A 17779-nucleotide genomic window follows, 5' to 3' on the forward strand; every position below is an offset into this window, starting at 1 on the left:
CTCTACCCTCTCGTCAGGCGCTGCATTCGCGCCTCGACCTTATTTTGTGCCAAGATTGCCCGCATCCGCATCAGTACGATCGCGGCGAACAACAAGGTGAAACCGAATAATGTCAGGCCGAGCGGCCAGAGCATCGATCCGTCGATGCTCGATCCGCGCATCGTGATGCTCGGCCCCTGGTGCAGGCTGTTCCACCAGACCACCGACCGATTGATGATCGGGATGTTGATCGCGCCGACCAGGCCGAAGATCGCGGTCACCGGGCTGACCCCGCCCTGTCCCTGCCGCGCCGACGCGTTGGCCAGGGCGATATAGCCCAGATAGAGAAAGAGCAGGACCAGCATGGACGTCATGCGCCCGTCCCATTCCCACCAGGTGCCCCAGGTCGGCCGCCCCCAGATCGAACCGGTCATCAGGCAGATGGCGGTGAACAACGCGCCCGGCGCCGCGATCGCGCGGCCGGCTACGGAAGCCAGCGGATGGCGCCAGACCAGTTGCATCAGCCCGGACACGGCGATGCCGGTCCAGCCCGCCATGCCGAGCCACGCGGCCGGCACATGTATATAGAGTATGCGCACCGTATCGCCCTGCAGATAATCCGCCGGCGTCAGGAACAGACCCGAAGCGCAGCCGGCCAGCAGCAGCACGAGGCCGGGCCAAAACAGCCAGCCCGTCATCGGACGGGCGATCTTCAGGAAGCGGGCGGGATTGGCAAAACGGTGCATGAGTACAGGTTTCTTAGCGACACCCGAACGCCAACGCCAGTGGCCGTTTAGCCCATGGAAAAGCCTGCAAAACGCAGCGTTGCCACGATTGGCCACGCTTTTTTGTTACAGGCAGGCGACAAATCGACCGGGAAGGACTATATGCGCGCGAAAGGTCGCCCCAGAGGGGTGGTCAGGAACGGCAATGGACCCGCTCACACCCATGATTACGACGAATCCTTTCGACGACGACAAGTTGCGCGAAGAATGCGGCATTTTTGGCGTATCCGGCGCAGAAACCGCGTCCGCGATGGTAGCGCTCGGCCTTCACGCCCTGCAGCATCGCGGCCAGGAAGCGGCAGGCATCACCAGCTGGGACGGGCATGATTTCCATACCCATCGCGCCATGGGCCATGTCGCCGGCAATTTCGACCGCGACGAGGTGATTCGGGGCCTTCCCGGCGACACGGCCTGCGGCCATGTCCGTTACTCGACCACCGGCGAAACCTCGCTGCGCAACGTCCAGCCGCTCTATGCCGAACTCAATTCCGGCGGTTTCGCGGTGGCCCATAACGGCAATATCTCCAACGCGATGAAGGTCCGGCGCGAACTGATCCGCCGCGGCTCCATCTTCCAGTCGACCTCGGACACCGAAGTCATCATCCATCTGGTCGCGACGTCCAATTATCGCACCCTGCTCGACAAGTTCATCGATGCGCTGAAGCAGATCGAAGGCGCCTATTCGCTAATCGTGATGACCCCCGAGGGCATGATCGCCTGCCGCGATCCGCTCGGCATCCGCCCGCTGGTGATGGGCAAGCTGGGCGATTCGACCATCTTCGCTTCGGAAACCGTCGCACTCGACGTGGTCGGCGCCGACTATGTCCGCTCGATCGATCCGGGCGAACTCGTCATCGTCACCAAGGATGGCGAAATGCGCTCGATCCGCCCGTTCGGCGAAGTGCATCCGCGTCCCTGCATCTTCGAACATGTCTATTTCAGCCGCCCCGATTCGATCATCGACAATTCCAGCGTCTATTCGGTCCGCAAGGCGATCGGCGCGCAGCTGGCGATCGAAAATCCGGTCGAGGCCGACTATGTCATCCCGGTGCCCGACAGCGGTGTGCCGGCCGCCATCGGCTATGCGCAGGAATCGGGCATCCCGTTCGAACTGGGCATCATCCGGTCGCACTATATCGGCCGCACCTTCATCCAGCCGGGCGACAAGGTCCGCCACCTGGGCGTCAAGCTGAAGCATAATGCCAACCGCGCCCTCATCCAGGGCAAGCGCATCGTGCTGATCGACGACTCGATCGTGCGCGGCACCACCTCGCTGAAGATCGTGCAGATGATGCGCGAAGCGGGCGCGGCCGAAGTGCATATGCGCATCGCCTCGCCGCCGACCAAGCATAGCTGCTTCTATGGCGTCGATACGCCCGAGCGCACGAAGCTGCTGGCGCACAAGCTGGACATTGGCGGCATGCAGGACTTCATCCATGCCGACAGCCTGGCCTTCATCTCGATCGACGGCCTGTACAAGGCGCTGGGCGAGGCGAAGCGCGCCGACATCCGTCCGCAATATTGCGACGCCTGCTTCACCGGCGACTATCCGACCAAGCTCACCGACCAGGATGAAGCCGTGGTCGAAAACCAGTTCGAGCTGCTGGCAGAACGGGTCTCCTGATCCACGGGCAAGGCCCGACCGGGCGGGGTCGCATGACCCCGCCCTTCCCTTTTCCCACGACGACACCCGGCATCGGTCGGGGCGAACGGAGAGCCGATGTCTGATACCTTGCCGCTGTTCGGAAAACTTGCGCTCGTCACCGGCGCCAGCCGGGGCATCGGCGCTGCGACTGCGGAAGCGCTGGCCGCAGCCGGCGCCCATGTGATCCTGACCGCGCGCACCAGCGGCGGACTGGAAGAGGTGGAAGATCGCATTCATCAGGCCGGCGGCAGCGCCACCATCGCGCCGCTCGATCTGATCGACGGCGAAAGCATCGGCCGCCTGGCCCAGGCCATTTCTGGCCGTTGGAAGGCACTCGACATACTCGTCCTCAACGCGGCGACGCTCGGGTCGCTGGCATCGGTTCCCGCAATCGATGCCAAGGAATTGGCCCGGCTGCTGATGCTCAACATTGCCGCCCCCCAGGCGCTGATCGCCGCTTTCGATCCGATGCTGCGGGCGAGCGCCGACGCGCGGGTAATTGCCCTGACATCCTCGGTCGGCGCCACCCCGCGCGCCTATTGGGGCGCCTATGGCGCGTCCAAGGCCGCACTCGAAACGCTGGTCGGCGCCTATGGCGAGGAGATGAAGAACATCTCCGCCATCCGCACCCATATCGTCGATCCCGGCGCCACCCGCACCGCGATGCGCGCCCGCGCCTTCCCCGGCGAAGACCCCGCAACGCTCAAGGGACCGGAAACGGTCGCCAAGGCAATCCATGATCTGGTGCTGAGCGATGCCCCGAACGGCCATCGCCTGCGCGTCGAGGGTTAAGCGGCCGGTTTCACCAGCGTGACCTGGGCGACATCAATGGTGCCGCCCCGGAAACCGCCTTCGCAATACATCAGATAATAGCGCCACAAGCCGACGAAATGCTGGTCGAAACTGGCCGGCAATCGCCCTTCGTCGATCGCCCGGTCGAACCGTTCGCGCCAGCGGCGGAGCGTTTCGGCATAATGGCCGCCGAAATGGCGCACGTCGCGCCATTCCAGCCCGCGCTCCTGCGCCAAGGCCCGAAAGCGACTTTCGGATATCAGCATGCCGCCGGGGAAGATGTAGGTCTGGATGAAGTCGGCGCCGCGCGCATAATGATCGAAGATCGCATCATCGATCAAAATATATTGGATCGCGGCGCGGCCGCCGGGCTTCAGCAGACGCGCGACCGCATCCAGATAGTCGGGCCAATAATGCTGGCCGACCGCCTCCACCATTTCCACGCTGGCGATGGCCTCATATTGCCCCTGCGCATCGCGATAGTCGGTCAGGTGGATCTGCGCGCCCGATCCCAGTCGATCGCGCGCATAATCAGCCTGCTCGACCGACAGGGTCAGCCCGTCATATTGGATGGCGCAGCGTTCCATCGCCTGTTCGGCGAGGCCGCCCCAGCCGCATCCGATTTCCAGCAGCGCCTGCCCGTCACGCAGGTCCAGCCGATCCAGCAGGGCGTCCACCTTGCGCTGCTGCGCCCGTTCCAGGCTTTCGATTCGATCCTCAGGGTTGAGGAACAAGGCACTGGAATAATGCATGTTCTTGTCCAGCCATAGGCTGTAGAAATCATTGCCCAGATCATAATGGAAAGCGATGTTCCGGCGCGAGCCGTTACGGTTGTTGCGCCGCGCCCAGTGCAACAATCGTCCTGCCCAACGCGCCGGTCCATGAGGCCGGGCAACGCGCCCCAACGATACCGCATTGGCCATGAACAGTGCGAACAGCGGCACCGGATCGGCACTGCGCCACTCGCCCGCCGCCCAGGCGCGATACCATCCCGCCGAACCACCCATCGCCAGCCGCACCAAGGCGCGCCAGTCGACCAGGTCCACGACACAGTCGAATCCCGGCGCCCGTCCCCCCAGCAGCCGGCGCGTGCCGTCCGGCAAAGTCGCATCCAGCGAACCCTGCTCCAGTCCCTGGTCGATGCGATCGAGCATGCGATGAAAAAGCGGCGCGAACAGGCGCGCCCGCCATCCCGGCGTCCGCTCTGCCGGCGGTCGCCGGATCGACAATGCGGCCTTGCCGCGACGGGGGTCGACTGCATTCATCGGGCCTCTTTCTGCCCCATGCCGCGCGTCGCCGCAATCACCCCTTCATCTGGCGATAGGCCGCCAGTGCGCGCTCGCGACCCTCGCGATGGCCGATCCGCTTTTCGGGATAGGATGATGGTCTAACCCCATGAAAATCCGGATCATGGATGACGCGATCGTCCAGATCGGCCAATTCCGGCACCCATTGGCGGATATAGTCGGCAGCATCGAACTTGTCCGACTGGGTCAGCGGCGCCATGATCCGGGTGAAGAGATTGGCATCGACGCCGCTGCCCGCCACCCACTGCCAATTGACGCTGTTATTGGCATAATCCGCATCGACCAGCGTGTCCCAGAACCAGCGCGCGCCATGGCGCCAGTCGATCAGCAGATGCTTGATGAGGAAACTGGCCGCGATCATCCGCACCCGATTGTGCATCCAGCCCGTCTGCCAGAGCTGGCGCATGCCGGCATCGACGATGGGATAGCCGGTCCGGCCCCGTTTCCATGCGGTCCAGTCGCCTCGCGCCTCGCGCAGATCGCGCCAGTGCATGGCATCGAAGGCCGGCTGGGCATTTTCCGATCCATAGGTCGGCAGGGCCCAGACCTGATTATGCGCATATTCGCGCCAGATCAGTTCCTTCAGATAGACGGTCGCGTCCCCCGGCGCCTGCGCCACCCGATGCCAGACCTTGGCCGGCGAAATCTCCCCGAAATGGAGATGCGGGGACAGGCGGGACGTTCCTTCCTGCGACGGCAAATCGCGCGCGACCGCATAGTCGCCAACCTCCCCCAGAAAACTGTCGAGATAGCGCTTTGCCCCCTCTTCGCCCGGCGACCAGTCGGCAGGGAAGCCGCTCGCCCAGTCCGGATCGCGCGGCAACAAGTTCCAGTCTTCCAGCCTGTCGCTGACCGGCCAGTGCGATGGCGCCTCGATCTGCTGCGGCGCGGGCTGTGGTGGCGCGGGCGGCATGTGCAGCATCACCGCACGGGAAAAGGGCGTGTAGATGCGATAGGGCTTCCCGCCGCCCGTCCGCACCGCCTCCACCGGCAATAGCAGTCCGCCGTCATGAAGCCGCAGATCGATCTGCCTTGCCACCGCCTTCTCGGCGTTGCGCCACCAGGGCTCATGATGGCGGATCGCATGAACGACGTGCGCGCCGCTTTCCTGAGCCACCTGCGCCAGCACATCGGCGCAGCGTCCGCGCCGCAGGATCAATCGCGATCCCTTGCCCCTCAGTCGCTCGTCCAGGCTGGCAAGGCTGTGATGCAACCACCAGCGAGATGCGCCACCCATCGCCCATTGGCGCGGGCTTTCATCATCAAGGATATAGAGCGGAATGACCGGGCCGGCCTGCGCGGCGGCAGCGAGCGCCGCCTGATCCGAGAGGCGCAGATCCTGACGGAACCAGATGATGATGGGGGATGGCATGATCGCCCAATGCCTGCCTAGCCCCCCGGTTCCAAATGAATTTTCCGCGCCCTTCCGGGAGATGCCCGGCAAATCCGATGAATGTCGATTCGGCCAATGGACGCGCGCATCGCCGCCGCCTATTCTGGAACCCAATACACTAGCCATGGGTCGTCAACCGGCCATGGCTGCAGCGATGCAGGGGAAGACATGGCGTCGATGCCAGATAATGCAGAACTGAATTACCGGCCGTGCGTCGGGATCATGCTGGTCAACATGGCGGGCAAGGTCTTCGTGGGTCAGCGCCTCGATAATGTCGTGGAAGCCTGGCAGATGCCGCAGGGCGGGATCGACGACGGCGAAGACGCCAAGACGGCAGCGCTGCGCGAACTGGGCGAAGAGACCGGGATCACGCCGGAGCATGTCGAAATCATCGCCAAGAGCCGCGACGAGCATTTCTACGACCTGCCGCCCGAACTGATCGGCAAGCTGTGGGGCGGCAAATATCGCGGCCAGCGCCAGATCTGGTTCCTCGCCCGCTTCCTGGGCAAGGACAGCCATATCGACATCCAGACCAAGCATCCCGAATTCCGGGAGTGGAAATGGGCCGCGCCCGAAACGCTGCCGGAGCTGATCGTGCCGTTCAAGCGCAAGCTTTACCGCGACATATTGCAGGAATTCCACGACTTGATCTGATGGGGGCTTAAAATCCCCGGTCGGTTCGCTATGACAGCGGCATGCGTCACTGTCTGGCTATCCTGCCCTTCCTCTTTGCCACCCAGGCCTGGGCCAACGCGCCTGCGCTGCTGCCGCCATCCGTCCGCGAAATGCTGGAGGCGGCGATTGCCAATGGCAATGAGACGGAAATCGCGACCGTCGCCAAGATCGCCAAGCAGACCAATCCGCAATCGGCCGACCAGATCCAGCAGATGGTCAACAGTTGGAAGGAACGGACCAAGGCGACCCATGACACGGTGATTCGCGAGGCGCGCTTCACCGAATTATGGACCGGCAAGCTGGAGGCCGGCGGCTTCCGCTCGACCGGTTCGACCAGTGAAATCGGCATCAGCGCCGCCGCGCAGGTCAAGCGCGAAGGGCTGGAATGGAGCCATAAGCTGAGCGCCACGGTGGATTATCGCCGCGCCAATGGCGTCACCTCGCGCGAACGCTACACCGCCAGCTATGAACCGCGCTATCAGTTCGACCCGCGCGGTTTCGCTTATGGCCTGACCCAGTTCGAACGCGATCCCTCGATCGGCTATGACGAGCGCTACACCGCCTCGGCCGGTATCGGTTACAAGGTGATCGTCAGCAAGCCGATCGACCTGTCGCTAGACTTGGGCCCGTCCGTCCGTCATGCCAAATATGTGATCGGGCCGCGCGAAACCAAGCTGGGCGCGCGTGCATCTATGGACCTGGCCTGGCGTCTGGCGCCCAATGTCACCTTCAAGCAGACCGCTGCAGGTTACGCAGAAACTGACGTATTTTCAGTCAATTCTCTGACACAGTTGCAAACCAAGGTGAGCACCCGCCTGTCCGCTGGCCTGTCCTATACGGTGCAGTATGAGTCGGAGACCCTGCTGTCCGCGCGCGACTTCGACACGCTCAGCCGCCTGACCCTCAGCTACGATTTCTGATCGGGGTGGAGCAGGCGCCCGCGCTCTGATAGACCTCCGGGATGAACGGCACCCACCCGCCCGTAACAGCCCCTGAAACCGCCCTGCTGGAACAGGCCGCCGCCGCGCCGATGCTGGCACAGGTCGAGGCATGGGCCAGCATCAACAGCGGATCGCGCAACCTGACCGGGCTCGCCGCCATGGCCTCCACGCTCGCCGACGCCTTTTCGGCGCTGCCCGGTGCAATCGACCTGATCGAACCCGATCCGGTCGAAACCGTGGCGCCCGATGGCCGGATATCGGTGATCCGCCATGGCCAGCATCTTCGCCTGACCGTCCGCCCCGATGCGCCGGTCCAGCTGCTGCTGACGGGCCATATGGATACGGTTTTCCCGGCCGATCATCCATTTCAGAGGCTTCGCTGGCTGGAACCCGGCATTCTCAACGGCCCCGGCGTCGCCGACATGAAGGGCGGCATTGCCGTCATGCTCGCCGCCCTATCTGCAGTCGAGCATAGCGAAGTGGCCCGGACGCTTGGCTATCAGGTGGTGATCAACAGCGACGAGGAAGTCGGCAGCCCCTCTTCCGCTGCCCTGCTCCGCCAGGCAGCTGCCGGCAAGCGCGCCGCCTTCACCTATGAACCGGCCCTGCCCGATGGCACGCTGGCCGGCGCGCGGGCGGGCAGCGGCAATTTCTCGATCGTCGTCACCGGCCTCAGCGCCCATGCCGGCCGCAATCCCGACGATGGCCGCAATGCCCTGCTGGCGGCCGCCGACCTCGCTTTGCGGTTGAAGGCCGGCAGCGGCACCGGCTTTTCCTGCAATCCCGCCAAGATCGACGGCGGCAGCCCCAATAATGTCGTGCCCGACCATGCCGTGCTGCGGGTCAATTTCCGCCCGCGCACGCCGGACGATGAAATCGCGGCCCGCGCCTTGCTGGATCGGGCCATGGCCGATGTCGCCCGCGACCATGGCGTCAGCCTGCATCTCCACGGCGGCTTTGGTCGCCCGCCAAAGCCCATGGATGCCAAGGCCGAGCGCCTGTTCGGCCTGGTCAGGCGCTGCGGCGCGGACCTCGGCCTCGACATTGGCTGGCGCGACACCGGCGGCGTGTGCGACGGCAATAATATCGCGGCCTGCGGCGTACCGGTGGTCGACACGATGGGCGTGCGCGGCGGCAGCATCCACAGCGACGCCGAATTTCTGATCAGCGACAGCCTGGCCGAGCGCGCGCAACTGTCCGCGCTGGCGCTGCTGCGGATCGCCCAAGGACAATATTAAGAGAGAGGACCGCCTTTTGAGTTTCTACATGCGCACCGCGCGAGCGGACGATCTGCAGACCCTGTATGAAATGGCGAAGCTGACCGGGGGTGGCTTCACCAACCTGCCGCCCGATCGCGCCGCGCTGACCGCCAAGCTGGAGCGCACCGAACAGGCGCTCAGCCGGCAGGATGGCGGGATCAAGGACGATCTGATCGTCCTTGTGCTGGTCAATGCGCAGACCGGCCAAGTGCGCGGCACCTGCCAAATTTTCAGCACGGTGGGGCAGAGCTGGCCCTTCTATTCCTACCGCCTGGGTGTCCTTACCCAGCATAGCCGCGAACTGGCCCGCACCTTCCGCGCCCAGATGCTCTCGCTCACGACCGATCTGGAAGGATCGACCGAGGTTGGCGGCCTTTTCCTCCACCCGCGCGAACGGGCCGAGGGGCTTGGCCTGCTGCTCGCGCGCAGCCGCTATCTCTATATCCGCAACCATCGCGATCGCTTCGGCGACCGGGTGATTGCCGAATTGCGCGGCGTGATCGACGAAGCGGGCGGCTCGCCCTTCTGGGACGGCCTTGCCGGCCGCTTCTTCGGCATGAATTTCCAGGAGGCCGACGAGTTCAACGCCGTCAACGGCAACCAGTTCATCGCCGACCTGATGCCCAAGACGCCGATCTACACCGCGATGCTGACCGACAGCGCCCGCGCCGTCATTGGCCTGCCCCATCCCAATGGTCGCGCGGCTATGCGGATGCTGGAGACCGAGGGCTTCACCAACGCCGGCTATGTCGACATTTTCGACGGCGGCCCGACCATGGTGGGCCAGATCGACCAACTCCGCACCGTGGCCCAGGCACGCGACGTGACGCTGGCGGCGACCCATGACAAGGGCGGCGACAAGATGCTGGTGTCGACCGGCCTGCTCGCCGATTATCGCTGCACCTATGGCTATGTGCGGGAGGGCGAGGATGGCAGCATCTCGCTCGACGCAGCCAGTGCCGCGCTGCTGCAACTGGACATCGGACAGGCATTCACCATGGCGGGACGGGCATGAGCGTGCGCGAGATCAATTTCGACGGGCTGGTCGGCCCCAGCCATAATTATGCCGGCCTCAGCCTTGGCAATCTGGCCTCGTCCCGCAATGCCGGCGCGGTGTCGCACCCCCGCGCCGCAGCCCTGCAGGGGATAGAGAAGATGCGCGGCAATCTGCGCCTCGGCCTCGCCCAGGGTATTTTCCTGCCGCAATGGCGTCCTGACGGCGCCTGGCTCGCGACCCTGGGCACCGACATCAGCAATGCCGATCCGCACATCCGCGCTGCCGCCATGTCGGCCTCGTCCATGTGGGCCGCCAATGCCGCGACCGTTTCACCCGCCGCCGATACCGCCGACGGACGCACCCACCTGACCGTCGCCAATCTCGTCACCATGGCGCATCGCAGCCATGAATGGCCCCAGACCCTGGCGCAACTGCGCCTCGCCTTTTCCGACGAACGTGCCTTTGCGGTGCATGGCCCCATTCCCGCGCCCTTTGGCGACGAAGGCGCGGCCAATCATATGCGCCTGTGCGACAGCCATGGCGCGCCAGGCATCGAGGTTTTCGTCTATGGCCAGTCGGGTGGCCCCTTCCCCGCCCGCCAGCATGTCGAGGCCAGCAAGGCCGTCGCCCGCATTCACGGCCTCGATCCGGCCCGCACCCTGTTCGTGCAGCAGTCGCAGGAGGCGATTGCCGCTGGCGCCTTCCACAATGACGTCGTCGCCGTCGCCAATGAGCGCGTTCTCTTCACCCATGAACAGGCTTTCGCCGACAAGCAGGCCTTCTACGCCTCGCTGCGCACGCTGTTGCCGTCGGTGGAGATCGTCGAAGTGCCCGCCAGCGCCGTCAGCCTGGCAGACGCGATCAAGAGCTATTTGTTCAACGCGCAGCTCGTCACGCTTCCTGACGGCACCATGGCGCTGATCCTGCCAAGCGAAGCGCAGGCGGTCCCGGCCGTATGGTCCTGGCTGGAACAGATGGTTGCCGGAAATGGCCCGATCCGTCGCCTCATTCCCGTCGATGTGCGTCAGTCGATGGCCAATGGTGGCGGCCCCGCCTGCCTGCGTCTGCGCGTGGTCGCGGATCCAAAGGATATCGACCCGCGTTTCTTGGTCGATGAGGCGCGCTTGGATGAAATTGCCCGCATCGTTTCGGACTATTGGCCCGAAACCATCGCGCCCGACGACCTGTCCGACACACGTCTTATTGCCCGGATCGAACAATCATGGTTAAGCCTTGTTGACCATTTGCAACTTTCGGGCGACTTAATGCCTTAGAAGATGGACGAAAGCCTCGGATGAGTCTGATGGAACGGATCAAACGCCTCTTCACGATCAAGACCAAGTTCGAGGCTTTCCTCGTGATCTACGCGCTCGCGCTGGGCGCCAGCGAGCGGGGCGTCGTCTATATGCATCAATATCCCGGCGTCGGCGGCCAGTTGCTCGCCCTCGCCTGCTCCGGTGCCGTCTTCATGGCGGGCGGAAAAATGCTCGATGCCCTGGAACTCCAGCGCAGTTACGGCTCTTGATACTATCTGAACACCATTGCTCGCAAAGCAACACCAGTTCGCCGCACATAAGGGATATTACGTAGCCGCCGCCCGTTGGTGAGGGTCTTTGTGCCTGCACCCAGATTTGGGAGAGGGTCAATCATGCCGGACGACATAAGCGACAGGAGTGTCACCGCTGCGGAACTGGTCCGCAACTTCGCCCATTGGCGCGAGATCGGCGCGCGACACCCCCTGCTGATAACCCATCATGGCCGCGAAACCCATGTCTTCATGGGGCTGGACCGGTTCAAGGCGCTCGCCAGCCAGGACGAGTTCGACCAGAATCCCGATCGATTGCGCGAACTGGCGGTGCGCATGGCCCAGGGACTGATCCTGTGCCGCGCCGATTTTCGCATCGACCTGATCAATCCGGTCGCGCTGGCCATGGCACGGCGCTGGGACCGGCGGCTGGAAGGACAGATGCTTTGGGATGCGCTGCCAGAACTGGTCGGCACGCTGACCGAGGCGCATGCCCGGCACAGCCAGGTGTCCGGCGAAATCAGTGCTGCGGATATCCCCTCCCCCTTCCGTGACGATAGCTGGCTCCACGTCGAAACCTTTCCTTTCGCCGACGGGATCGGCCTGCTGCTGCGCGACATCACGTCGGACGTGCAGCGCCATCGGCTGGCCGACGTCAAATCGGCCATTCTCAAGGCGATGGGCATCCATGGCGGCGTCGGCTATGCCCGCCTCTCCAACCGGGGTTTCATCGAATATGTCGATGCCACCATCTGCACCCTGGTCGGGCTGCCCGAAGCCCGCCTGATCAACGCCTATATGACCGACCTCATCGCCCTGCCACAGCGGCCGCATTTCCGCCAGGAACTGGAAGCCGTGCTGCGCGGCGAGGGCGACCGCCGCGTCCAGGCCCACCTGCTCACCAATGGCGGCGCCTTGCTGCCGATGGAAGGCGCGCTGGTCCAGTTGCGTGGCACCTACGGAACGGAGGGCGTCGTGCTGGTCATGACCCCGCCCTGCTTGAGCGAAAACGACCAAGCCGGCCCCTAATGATGTAAAATCCAGCGGTCGTAGCGGATTTGTCCGTGTAGACCGTTCAGTATCACCCCAAAATGTCCGAAAAGCCCCGAAAACGCCGCATCGGATTTACACAATTCGCACAAAATGTGCGCGAATTTCGCATACCGCTTTTTGAATGTTGCGCCTTTATTGGAGTGACATGCGGAACCCTCCTCTCCATGCGGTGCTTCGCCTCGCCCGACTGGGCCAGGCCATGTCCCGCCATGAGCGTGGCAGCGTGCTTGTCGAAGCCGCCTTCGCCCTCCCCCTGATGATCGTCCTGTTGCTCGGCATCCTGCTCTATGGCGGCTGGTTGATGACGGCCCATAGCCTGCAGCAGGCGGCCAATGACGCGGCACGCGCGGCCGTGGCCGGCATGACCGCGACCGAGCGCCGGGCGCTGGTCGACGAAAGCGTCAATGCCAGCCGCCCATCCTTTCCGCTGCCGGGGGCACAGACGATCGGCGTCGCCGCCAATGCGAACAGCGGCTATTATACGGTCACGCTGACCTATAATCTCAGCAACGCGCCCTTCTTTTCCGCCGCCATCTTCCCGATGCCCGCTGCCCAGATCCAGCGGAGCGCCGTCGTGCGGATCGCATCATGAGCCAGTCGCACAAGCGCATGCGCAACCTGCTCGTCGACAAGCGCGGCGGCATCAGCGTCCTGCTGGCGGGATCGCTATTCATGCTCGCCGGCGCCGCGACGGTGGCCGTTGACCTGGGATCGGTCTATCTCGCCAAGCGCCAGTTGCAGGGCGTGGCCGATGCCGCCGCGCTGGCGGCCAGCAGTGGCGGGCGATCGGCCGCCGAAGCGCTGCTGACCAAGAGCGGCGTGCCTGGCGTATCCCTGGTGGCGGTCCAGACCGGCTATTATGACCAGAATAGCGCAGTCGCGGTCGGCAATCGCTTTGTATCGGGCGACCCGCGCGCCAGCGCGATCCAGGTCCAGGTCCAGCGCCGTACCCCCCTCTTCTTCGGCCGCCTGCTGGTCGGCAGGGATGGCGTCGACGTGCGCGCCCATGCCACCGCCGCCCGCTCCGACGCGGCAGCCTTCTCCATCGGCACCGGCCTTGCCTCGCTCAGCGGCGGCCTTCCCAACATACTGCTGTCGGCCCTTGCCGGGACGGAACTCAATCTGTCGGTCATGGACTATCAGGGGCTGGCCAGCCTGAACGTCGACCTGCTCCATTTCGCCGACGCTCTCAAGGTCCGCACCGGACGCAATGACGCCGCCTATGGCGAATTGTTCGGTGCCAATATTCCATTGTCCGACGTCATCGGCGCCATTGCCGACACCGCGGACAATAGCGGCACGGCCGCCCTGCTCCGCAATATCGGCGGCAAGCTGCCGGGCAAGAGCGTCCGCCTCAGCGATGTCATCGATCTGGGTCCGATGAAGGGGACCGGCAGTTCGACCGGCCAGCCCAGCCTGCTGCTCGACTCCTTCTCGATGCTGCGCATGGTGCTGAGCCCGCCATCCTCGACCGCGGTGCCGCTGGACCTGACCCTGAACGTTCCGGGCCTGACCAGCACGCGGCTGAAGCTCATCACCGGCACCGGCCAGGCCAGCACCCCCCTGATCAGCATCACCAACGACAAGAATTTCATTTTGCGCACGGCGCAGACCCGTATCTTCTTGGAAAGCCGGGTCGCCACCCTGCTGACCGGGATCGCGACGATCCGCATCCCGCTCTATGTCGAATTGGCATCGGCCGAAGCGCAATTGTCGAATATCGTCTGCGATCAGGGGGCCATCAACAATGGCGTGACGCTGGCGGTCAAGCCGTCGATCGGCACGGCAGTGATCGGTGACGTCGATGAAGCCGCGCTCACCAATTTCTCGACGCCCGCCAATCCGCGTACCGCGACTCTGGCGTCGGTCCTCGGATCGCTGACCCAGGTCCATGCCTATGCCAATGTCGCGCTGGGCGGCGTGACCCAGCAAAATGTGCTGTTCACGCCCAGCGATATTTCGGGGCAGCAGAGCAAGACCGTCAGCACCCAGGATCTGACCCAGGGCGTCGCCTCCAGCCTGGCCAACCAGACCAAGGTCACGGTGACGCTCGCCGGCCTGCAACTGCCGCTCAGCCCCCTGATCTCACCGGTTGCGGGCCTGCTGGGCACGACCGCCCCCATCCTGGACGACCTGCTGAGCAACCTCACCGCCATCCTTGGCGTGAAGCTGGGCACCGCGACGGTCAAGGTCCACCAGATGCGGTGCGGGATGCCCACCTTGGTCGCCTGATGCGCTAAGAACCTGTCTGAAAAATGCGCGGGAAAGCGCATTTTCAATGCGGCACCGGCCCGCACCCCCACCCGGCCGCCCAGACATGGTATCCTGATGGGTGGCCGGGTGGGGGTGCGGGCCGGTGCGGATGCGCCAGAGGCGCATTTCCGAACAGACTCTAAGCCCTTGCCATCATTGCCGCCGGCTTGCAGGAACAGGCCATGGGCGCAATCATGCTGCAGGGAACCGGATCGGACGTCGGCAAATCGGTGCTGGTGGCGGGGCTATGCCGCGCCCTGCTCCGCCGGGGCTATCGCGTCCGCCCTTTCAAGCCACAGAATATGTCGAACAATGCGGCCGTCACCGTGGACGGCGGCGAGATTGGCCGCGCACAGGCGCTGCAGGCGATCGCTTGCGGGGTCGAGGCGCATACGGACATGAACCCGGTGCTGATGAAGCCTCAGGCCGACCGGACGTCCCAGCTGATTGTCCATGGCCAGGTACGCGGAACGCTGGGTAGCGGAAATTTCCGCAGTGCTCGCGGGCAGTTGCTGGGCGCCGTGCTGGAAAGCTATGAGCGGCTGAAGGCGCAATGCGACATCGTCGTCGTCGAAGGCGCCGGATCGCCGGCCGAGATCAACCTGCGCGCCGGCGACATTGCGAACATGGGCTTGGCCCGTGCCGCCGATGTACCGGTGCTGCTGGTCGGCGATATCGACCGGGGCGGCGTGATCGCGGCGATCGTCGGCACCAGGGCCGTGATCGACCCGGACGATGCCGCGATGATCCGCGGTTTCCTGATCAACAAGTTCCGCGGCGACCCCGCGCTGTTCGAGGATGGCTATCGCCAGATCGAGGCGCTGTCGGGCTGGCGCGGCTTTGGTGTCGTCCCCTGGCTGGAGGATACCGCCCGCCTGCCCAGCGAGGATGCGGTGGTACTGGAGCGGACAGCACAGCCCGGAACCGAGCGCACCATCATCGCCTGCCCCATCCTGCCGCGCATTTCCAATTTCGACGATCTCGACCCGTTCAAGCTCGATCCCGGCGTGGAACTGCGCATGGTACCGCCCGGCCAGCCAATACCGGTCGAGGCCGCGCTGATCGTCCTGCCCGGCTCCAAGGCGACGATCGCCGACATGGCGGCCATGCGCGCGCAGGGCTGGGACATCGACATCATGGCGCATCATCGCCGCGGTGGCGCGATCCTGGGCATTTGCGGCGGATATCAGATGCTGGGACGCCATATCGCCGATCCTGACGGCATCGAGGGACCAGCGGGCACGGTCGCAGGCCTGGGGCTGCTCGACGTCGAGACGCGACTGTCGGCGGGCAAGCGGCTGGAACGGGTCGAAGGTGTGGCGCTGGGCGCCGTCTTTGGCGGCTATGAGATGCATATCGGCGAAACGACCGGCCCCGACAGCGGCCGCCCTTTTGCAAGCCTTGGCAGCAATGCAGACGGCGCAATCAGCGCTGACGGCCGGGTGATGGGCACCTATGTCCATGGCCTGCTCGCCAGCAGCCCGCTGCGCGCGGCCCTGCTTGCCCGGCTGGGCGCTGATGGCGGCATGGCGGATTATGATAAGTCGGTCGACATGGCGCTGGATGCGATCGCCGCCCGGCTGGAAGAGCATCTGGACATCGACGCGATCGTCGCCTTGGCGCTCGGCTGAGCGCCCATTTCCCAAACGCCAAATGGGCCGGAAACCTTGCGGTTTCCGGCCCATTTTATTCCTGTGAAGGAATGGTGCACCCGGAACGATTCGAACGTCCGACCCTCAGATTCGTAGTCTGATGCTCTATCCAGCTGAGCTACGGGTGCGTTGTGGAGGCGCAGATATAAGGGCCCGGCTGATCTGGCAACCCCCAAAAATCATCAATGTGAAATTTATGCGAAAATCGCCGACAAAAGCCCGTATTTCCGGGACTTGCCCCTCGCCGCCTATTGCTTGCGGCGCGGCCAGGGATGGAGAATCGGGATGTAGATGGCGGCAATGATACCCAGCGCCAGGAAAGTGAGGCCGATCGCCAGCGCAATCACCCAGTAGCGCGGGTCTTCCTGCGACACGAACCAGCCCGCAATCAGCGACGGGATGAACAGAAGGAGGCGTGCGATCCAGACCATGGATATTCCCCGCATGTCGAACGATGCGTCGATCCTAGCATGCTGACTTCGGCAGGGAAAATAATCTGGAAGCCGCTTTGGCCTCTGATCGGTCATTCCCGATAGGGTGGCCGCAGTCGCATGCCCTTGGTCCGGCTGGTCAGATGATATTGGCGACACAGCGCACAGCGATAAGGCCGCAGGACGATATCGGCCCGGTGGACGACAGCCCAGGCCTCCTCCTCCGTGGCATAGCGTGCCTTGCGGGTGCAGATGCCCAATGTCGTGCGCATGACGGAATGCTTCTTCAGATCGCGCCCGGCGTCAATGCCGATTGACGCGGCAAAATCCCAAGCAACCACAGCGAGTTGCATTCGATTGTTCAGCGATGAAGGAAAATGGTGCACCCGGAACGATTCGAACGTCCGACCCTCAGATTCGTAGTCTGATGCTCTATCCAGCTGAGCTACGGGTGCGTTGGAGTGGCGCTGTTAGAAGCGTCCGGCGGTGCTGGCAAGCACTTTCTTTCACTTTTTTCGACAATGCCCGAACCATGGGCGTTTTCGGCAACTTCCCGGCGGGCTGATCGTTTCGACGCTGGAAAGGATGCCGACATGAGCTTCACACCCAATGAGATTGCGCTGCTGTTGGTGGCGCTGCTGGCCGGCCTGGTGCTTGGCCTGATGATGAGCGGCCGGGGCAAATATAAGCGCCTGTGGCGCGAGGAACAGAGCGCCCACCATCATGCCATCCGGGATCGCGATGCGCGGCTGAATGCCGCCAATGAACGGATCGCCGAACTGGAGCGCCAGTCCGTGCCGATCGGCCCTGACACGGCCACCGCCGTGGCCGGCGGCGTGCATGGCCGCGATGACCTCAGCCGGATCAACGGCATCAGCCAGACGCAGGAGGTCGCGCTCAACGAGGCCGGCTATCATCGCTATGGCCAGATCGCGGCGCTGAATGGCGAGCAGGAAGCGACGCTGGAAGCCCGCCTTGGGCTCAAGCCCGGCACGATCGCCCATGAGGACTGGCGCGGCCAGGCGCATGATCTGGAACGGGGCGAGAAGCCGGGCCTGCTGAGCCGCCTCACCGGCCAGGCCTGATCCCCTG

At 64.2% G+C, this 17779-nt stretch carries 18 protein-coding genes and 2 tRNA genes; 13 read left to right on the forward strand and 7 right to left on the reverse strand.

Annotated elements, in window-relative coordinates; translation table 11 throughout:
* Positions 1–2: 2 nt before the first annotated feature.
* The gene (ccmC, locus tag HH800_RS10355; RefSeq protein ID WP_037519926.1) at positions 3–725 is read right to left on the reverse strand and encodes a heme ABC transporter permease CcmC; all 723 of its coding nucleotides are present in this window, start codon (positions 723–725) and stop codon (positions 3–5) included.
* 202 nt (positions 726–927) lie between these two features.
* On the opposite strand from ccmC, the gene purF reads away from it, so the two are divergent.
* Together purF and HH800_RS10365 are read left to right on the forward strand one after the other, a co-directional pair.
* Positions 928–2388, forward strand: a complete 1461-nt coding sequence (gene purF / locus HH800_RS10360; protein WP_017499557.1) for an amidophosphoribosyltransferase — start codon at positions 928–930, stop codon at positions 2386–2388.
* Between the two features lie 96 nt (positions 2389–2484).
* The gene (locus HH800_RS10365) at positions 2485–3201 is read left to right on the forward strand and encodes an SDR family NAD(P)-dependent oxidoreductase (RefSeq protein WP_169861005.1); all 717 of its coding nucleotides are present in this window, start codon (positions 2485–2487) and stop codon (positions 3199–3201) included.
* Here the strand turns inward: HH800_RS10365 and HH800_RS10370 are convergent.
* Both HH800_RS10370 and HH800_RS10375 read right to left on the reverse strand, forming a co-directional pair.
* The gene (locus tag HH800_RS10370; RefSeq protein WP_169861006.1) at positions 3198–4466 is read right to left on the reverse strand and encodes an SAM-dependent methyltransferase; all 1269 of its coding nucleotides are present in this window, start codon (positions 4464–4466) and stop codon (positions 3198–3200) included. The two genes, HH800_RS10365 and HH800_RS10370, sit on opposite strands and share 4 nt — an antisense overlap.
* A gap of 37 nt (positions 4467–4503) precedes the next feature.
* Positions 4504–5880, reverse strand: coding sequence for a cryptochrome/photolyase family protein (locus HH800_RS10375; RefSeq protein ID WP_169861007.1), 1377 nt, complete (start codon positions 5878–5880; stop codon positions 4504–4506).
* 189 nt (positions 5881–6069) lie between these two features.
* Between HH800_RS10375 and HH800_RS10380 the strand changes: the two genes are divergently transcribed.
* The 10 genes from HH800_RS10380 (at position 6070) to HH800_RS10425 (ending at position 16235) form a co-directional block, all read left to right on the forward strand.
* Positions 6070–6555, forward strand: a complete 486-nt coding sequence (locus HH800_RS10380) for an RNA pyrophosphohydrolase (protein ID WP_026108839.1) — start codon at positions 6070–6072, stop codon at positions 6553–6555.
* A 41-nt stretch (positions 6556–6596) separates the two neighbouring features.
* Positions 6597–7496, forward strand: coding sequence for a DUF481 domain-containing protein (locus HH800_RS10385; protein WP_010337856.1), 900 nt, complete (start codon positions 6597–6599; stop codon positions 7494–7496).
* A 41-nt stretch (positions 7497–7537) separates the two neighbouring features.
* Positions 7538–8755 carry a hydrolase gene (locus tag HH800_RS10390; RefSeq protein ID WP_169861008.1) on the forward strand — a complete coding sequence of 406 codons (1218 nt, stop codon included), beginning with the start codon at positions 7538–7540 and terminating at the stop codon, positions 8753–8755.
* A gap of 16 nt (positions 8756–8771) precedes the next feature.
* Positions 8772–9791, forward strand: a complete 1020-nt coding sequence (locus HH800_RS10395; protein ID WP_169861009.1) for an arginine N-succinyltransferase — start codon at positions 8772–8774, stop codon at positions 9789–9791.
* Positions 9788–11047 carry an N-succinylarginine dihydrolase gene (locus HH800_RS10400; RefSeq protein ID WP_169861010.1) on the forward strand — a complete coding sequence of 420 codons (1260 nt, stop codon included), beginning with the start codon at positions 9788–9790 and terminating at the stop codon, positions 11045–11047. The genes HH800_RS10395 and HH800_RS10400 overlap by 4 nt, the downstream gene beginning before the upstream one ends.
* A 29-nt stretch (positions 11048–11076) precedes the next feature.
* Positions 11077–11298: a hypothetical protein gene (locus tag HH800_RS10405; RefSeq protein ID WP_029547748.1), complete on the forward strand. Its 222-nt coding sequence runs from the start codon at positions 11077–11079 to the stop codon at positions 11296–11298.
* Between the two features lie 123 nt (positions 11299–11421).
* On the forward strand, positions 11422–12327 hold the full coding sequence (locus HH800_RS10410) for a histidine kinase (protein ID WP_169861011.1): 906 nt from the start codon (positions 11422–11424) through the stop codon (positions 12325–12327).
* Between the two features lie 169 nt (positions 12328–12496).
* The gene (locus tag HH800_RS10415; RefSeq protein ID WP_037519947.1) at positions 12497–12943 is read left to right on the forward strand and encodes a TadE/TadG family type IV pilus assembly protein; all 447 of its coding nucleotides are present in this window, start codon (positions 12497–12499) and stop codon (positions 12941–12943) included.
* Positions 12940–14583, forward strand: coding sequence for a TadG family pilus assembly protein (locus HH800_RS10420; protein ID WP_169861012.1), 1644 nt, complete (start codon positions 12940–12942; stop codon positions 14581–14583). The genes HH800_RS10415 and HH800_RS10420 overlap by 4 nt, the downstream gene beginning before the upstream one ends.
* Positions 14584–14786: 203 nt before the next feature.
* Complete coding sequence (locus tag HH800_RS10425) at positions 14787–16235, forward strand: cobyric acid synthase (RefSeq protein ID WP_169861013.1); 1449 nt, start codon at positions 14787–14789, stop codon at positions 16233–16235.
* A gap of 72 nt (positions 16236–16307) precedes the next feature.
* On the opposite strand, the gene HH800_RS10430 is transcribed toward HH800_RS10425, so the two are convergent.
* From HH800_RS10430 to HH800_RS10445, 4 genes are all read right to left on the reverse strand, one after another.
* A tRNA-Arg gene (locus HH800_RS10430) sits at positions 16308–16384 on the reverse strand.
* A gap of 120 nt (positions 16385–16504) precedes the next feature.
* A complete protein-coding gene (locus HH800_RS10435; protein ID WP_004207302.1) occupies positions 16505–16687 on the reverse strand; it encodes a hypothetical protein in 183 nt (60 codons plus the stop codon).
* 92 nt (positions 16688–16779) lie between these two features.
* Positions 16780–16959 carry a hypothetical protein gene (locus tag HH800_RS10440; protein WP_004207303.1) on the reverse strand — a complete coding sequence of 60 codons (180 nt, stop codon included), beginning with the start codon at positions 16957–16959 and terminating at the stop codon, positions 16780–16782.
* Between the two features lie 106 nt (positions 16960–17065).
* Positions 17066–17142 (reverse strand) — tRNA-Arg (locus HH800_RS10445).
* A gap of 138 nt (positions 17143–17280) precedes the next feature.
* On the opposite strand from HH800_RS10445, the gene HH800_RS10450 reads away from it, so the two are divergent.
* Positions 17281–17772, forward strand: coding sequence for a hypothetical protein (locus HH800_RS10450; RefSeq protein ID WP_169861014.1), 492 nt, complete (start codon positions 17281–17283; stop codon positions 17770–17772).
* The last annotated feature ends 7 nt before the right edge of the window (positions 17773–17779 follow it).

It is taken from the genome of Sphingobium yanoikuyae (assembly GCF_013001025.1).
Lineage (GTDB): Bacteria > Pseudomonadota > Alphaproteobacteria > Sphingomonadales > Sphingomonadaceae > Sphingobium > Sphingobium yanoikuyae_A.

Excerpts from the sequence above, each read along its gene's own strand:
- ccmC (WP_037519926.1), bottom strand. The coding sequence starts at position 725 with ATGCACCGTTTTGCCAATCCCGCCCGCTTCCTGAAGATCGCCCGTCCG.
- purF (WP_017499557.1), top strand. The coding sequence starts at position 928 with ATGATTACGACGAATCCTTTCGACGACGACAAGTTGCGCGAAGAATGC.
- HH800_RS10365 (WP_169861005.1), top strand. The coding sequence starts at position 2,485 with ATGTCTGATACCTTGCCGCTGTTCGGAAAACTTGCGCTCGTCACCGGC.
- HH800_RS10370 (WP_169861006.1), bottom strand. The coding sequence starts at position 4,466 with ATGAATGCAGTCGACCCCCGTCGCGGCAAGGCCGCATTGTCGATCCGG.
- HH800_RS10375 (WP_169861007.1), bottom strand. The coding sequence starts at position 5,880 with ATGCCATCCCCCATCATCATCTGGTTCCGTCAGGATCTGCGCCTCTCG.
- HH800_RS10380 (WP_026108839.1), top strand. The coding sequence starts at position 6,070 with ATGGCGTCGATGCCAGATAATGCAGAACTGAATTACCGGCCGTGCGTC.
- HH800_RS10385 (WP_010337856.1), top strand. The coding sequence starts at position 6,597 with ATGCGTCACTGTCTGGCTATCCTGCCCTTCCTCTTTGCCACCCAGGCC.
- HH800_RS10390 (WP_169861008.1), top strand. The coding sequence starts at position 7,538 with ATGAACGGCACCCACCCGCCCGTAACAGCCCCTGAAACCGCCCTGCTG.
- HH800_RS10400 (WP_169861010.1), top strand. The coding sequence starts at position 9,788 with ATGAGCGTGCGCGAGATCAATTTCGACGGGCTGGTCGGCCCCAGCCAT.
- HH800_RS10405 (WP_029547748.1), top strand. The coding sequence starts at position 11,077 with ATGGAACGGATCAAACGCCTCTTCACGATCAAGACCAAGTTCGAGGCT.
- HH800_RS10410 (WP_169861011.1), top strand. The coding sequence starts at position 11,422 with ATGCCGGACGACATAAGCGACAGGAGTGTCACCGCTGCGGAACTGGTC.
- HH800_RS10415 (WP_037519947.1), top strand. The coding sequence starts at position 12,497 with ATGCGGAACCCTCCTCTCCATGCGGTGCTTCGCCTCGCCCGACTGGGC.
- HH800_RS10420 (WP_169861012.1), top strand. The coding sequence starts at position 12,940 with ATGAGCCAGTCGCACAAGCGCATGCGCAACCTGCTCGTCGACAAGCGC.
- HH800_RS10425 (WP_169861013.1), top strand. The coding sequence starts at position 14,787 with ATGGGCGCAATCATGCTGCAGGGAACCGGATCGGACGTCGGCAAATCG.
- HH800_RS10435 (WP_004207302.1), bottom strand. The coding sequence starts at position 16,687 with ATGGTCTGGATCGCACGCCTCCTTCTGTTCATCCCGTCGCTGATTGCG.
- HH800_RS10440 (WP_004207303.1), bottom strand. The coding sequence starts at position 16,959 with ATGCGCACGACATTGGGCATCTGCACCCGCAAGGCACGCTATGCCACG.
- HH800_RS10450 (WP_169861014.1), top strand. The coding sequence starts at position 17,281 with ATGAGCTTCACACCCAATGAGATTGCGCTGCTGTTGGTGGCGCTGCTG.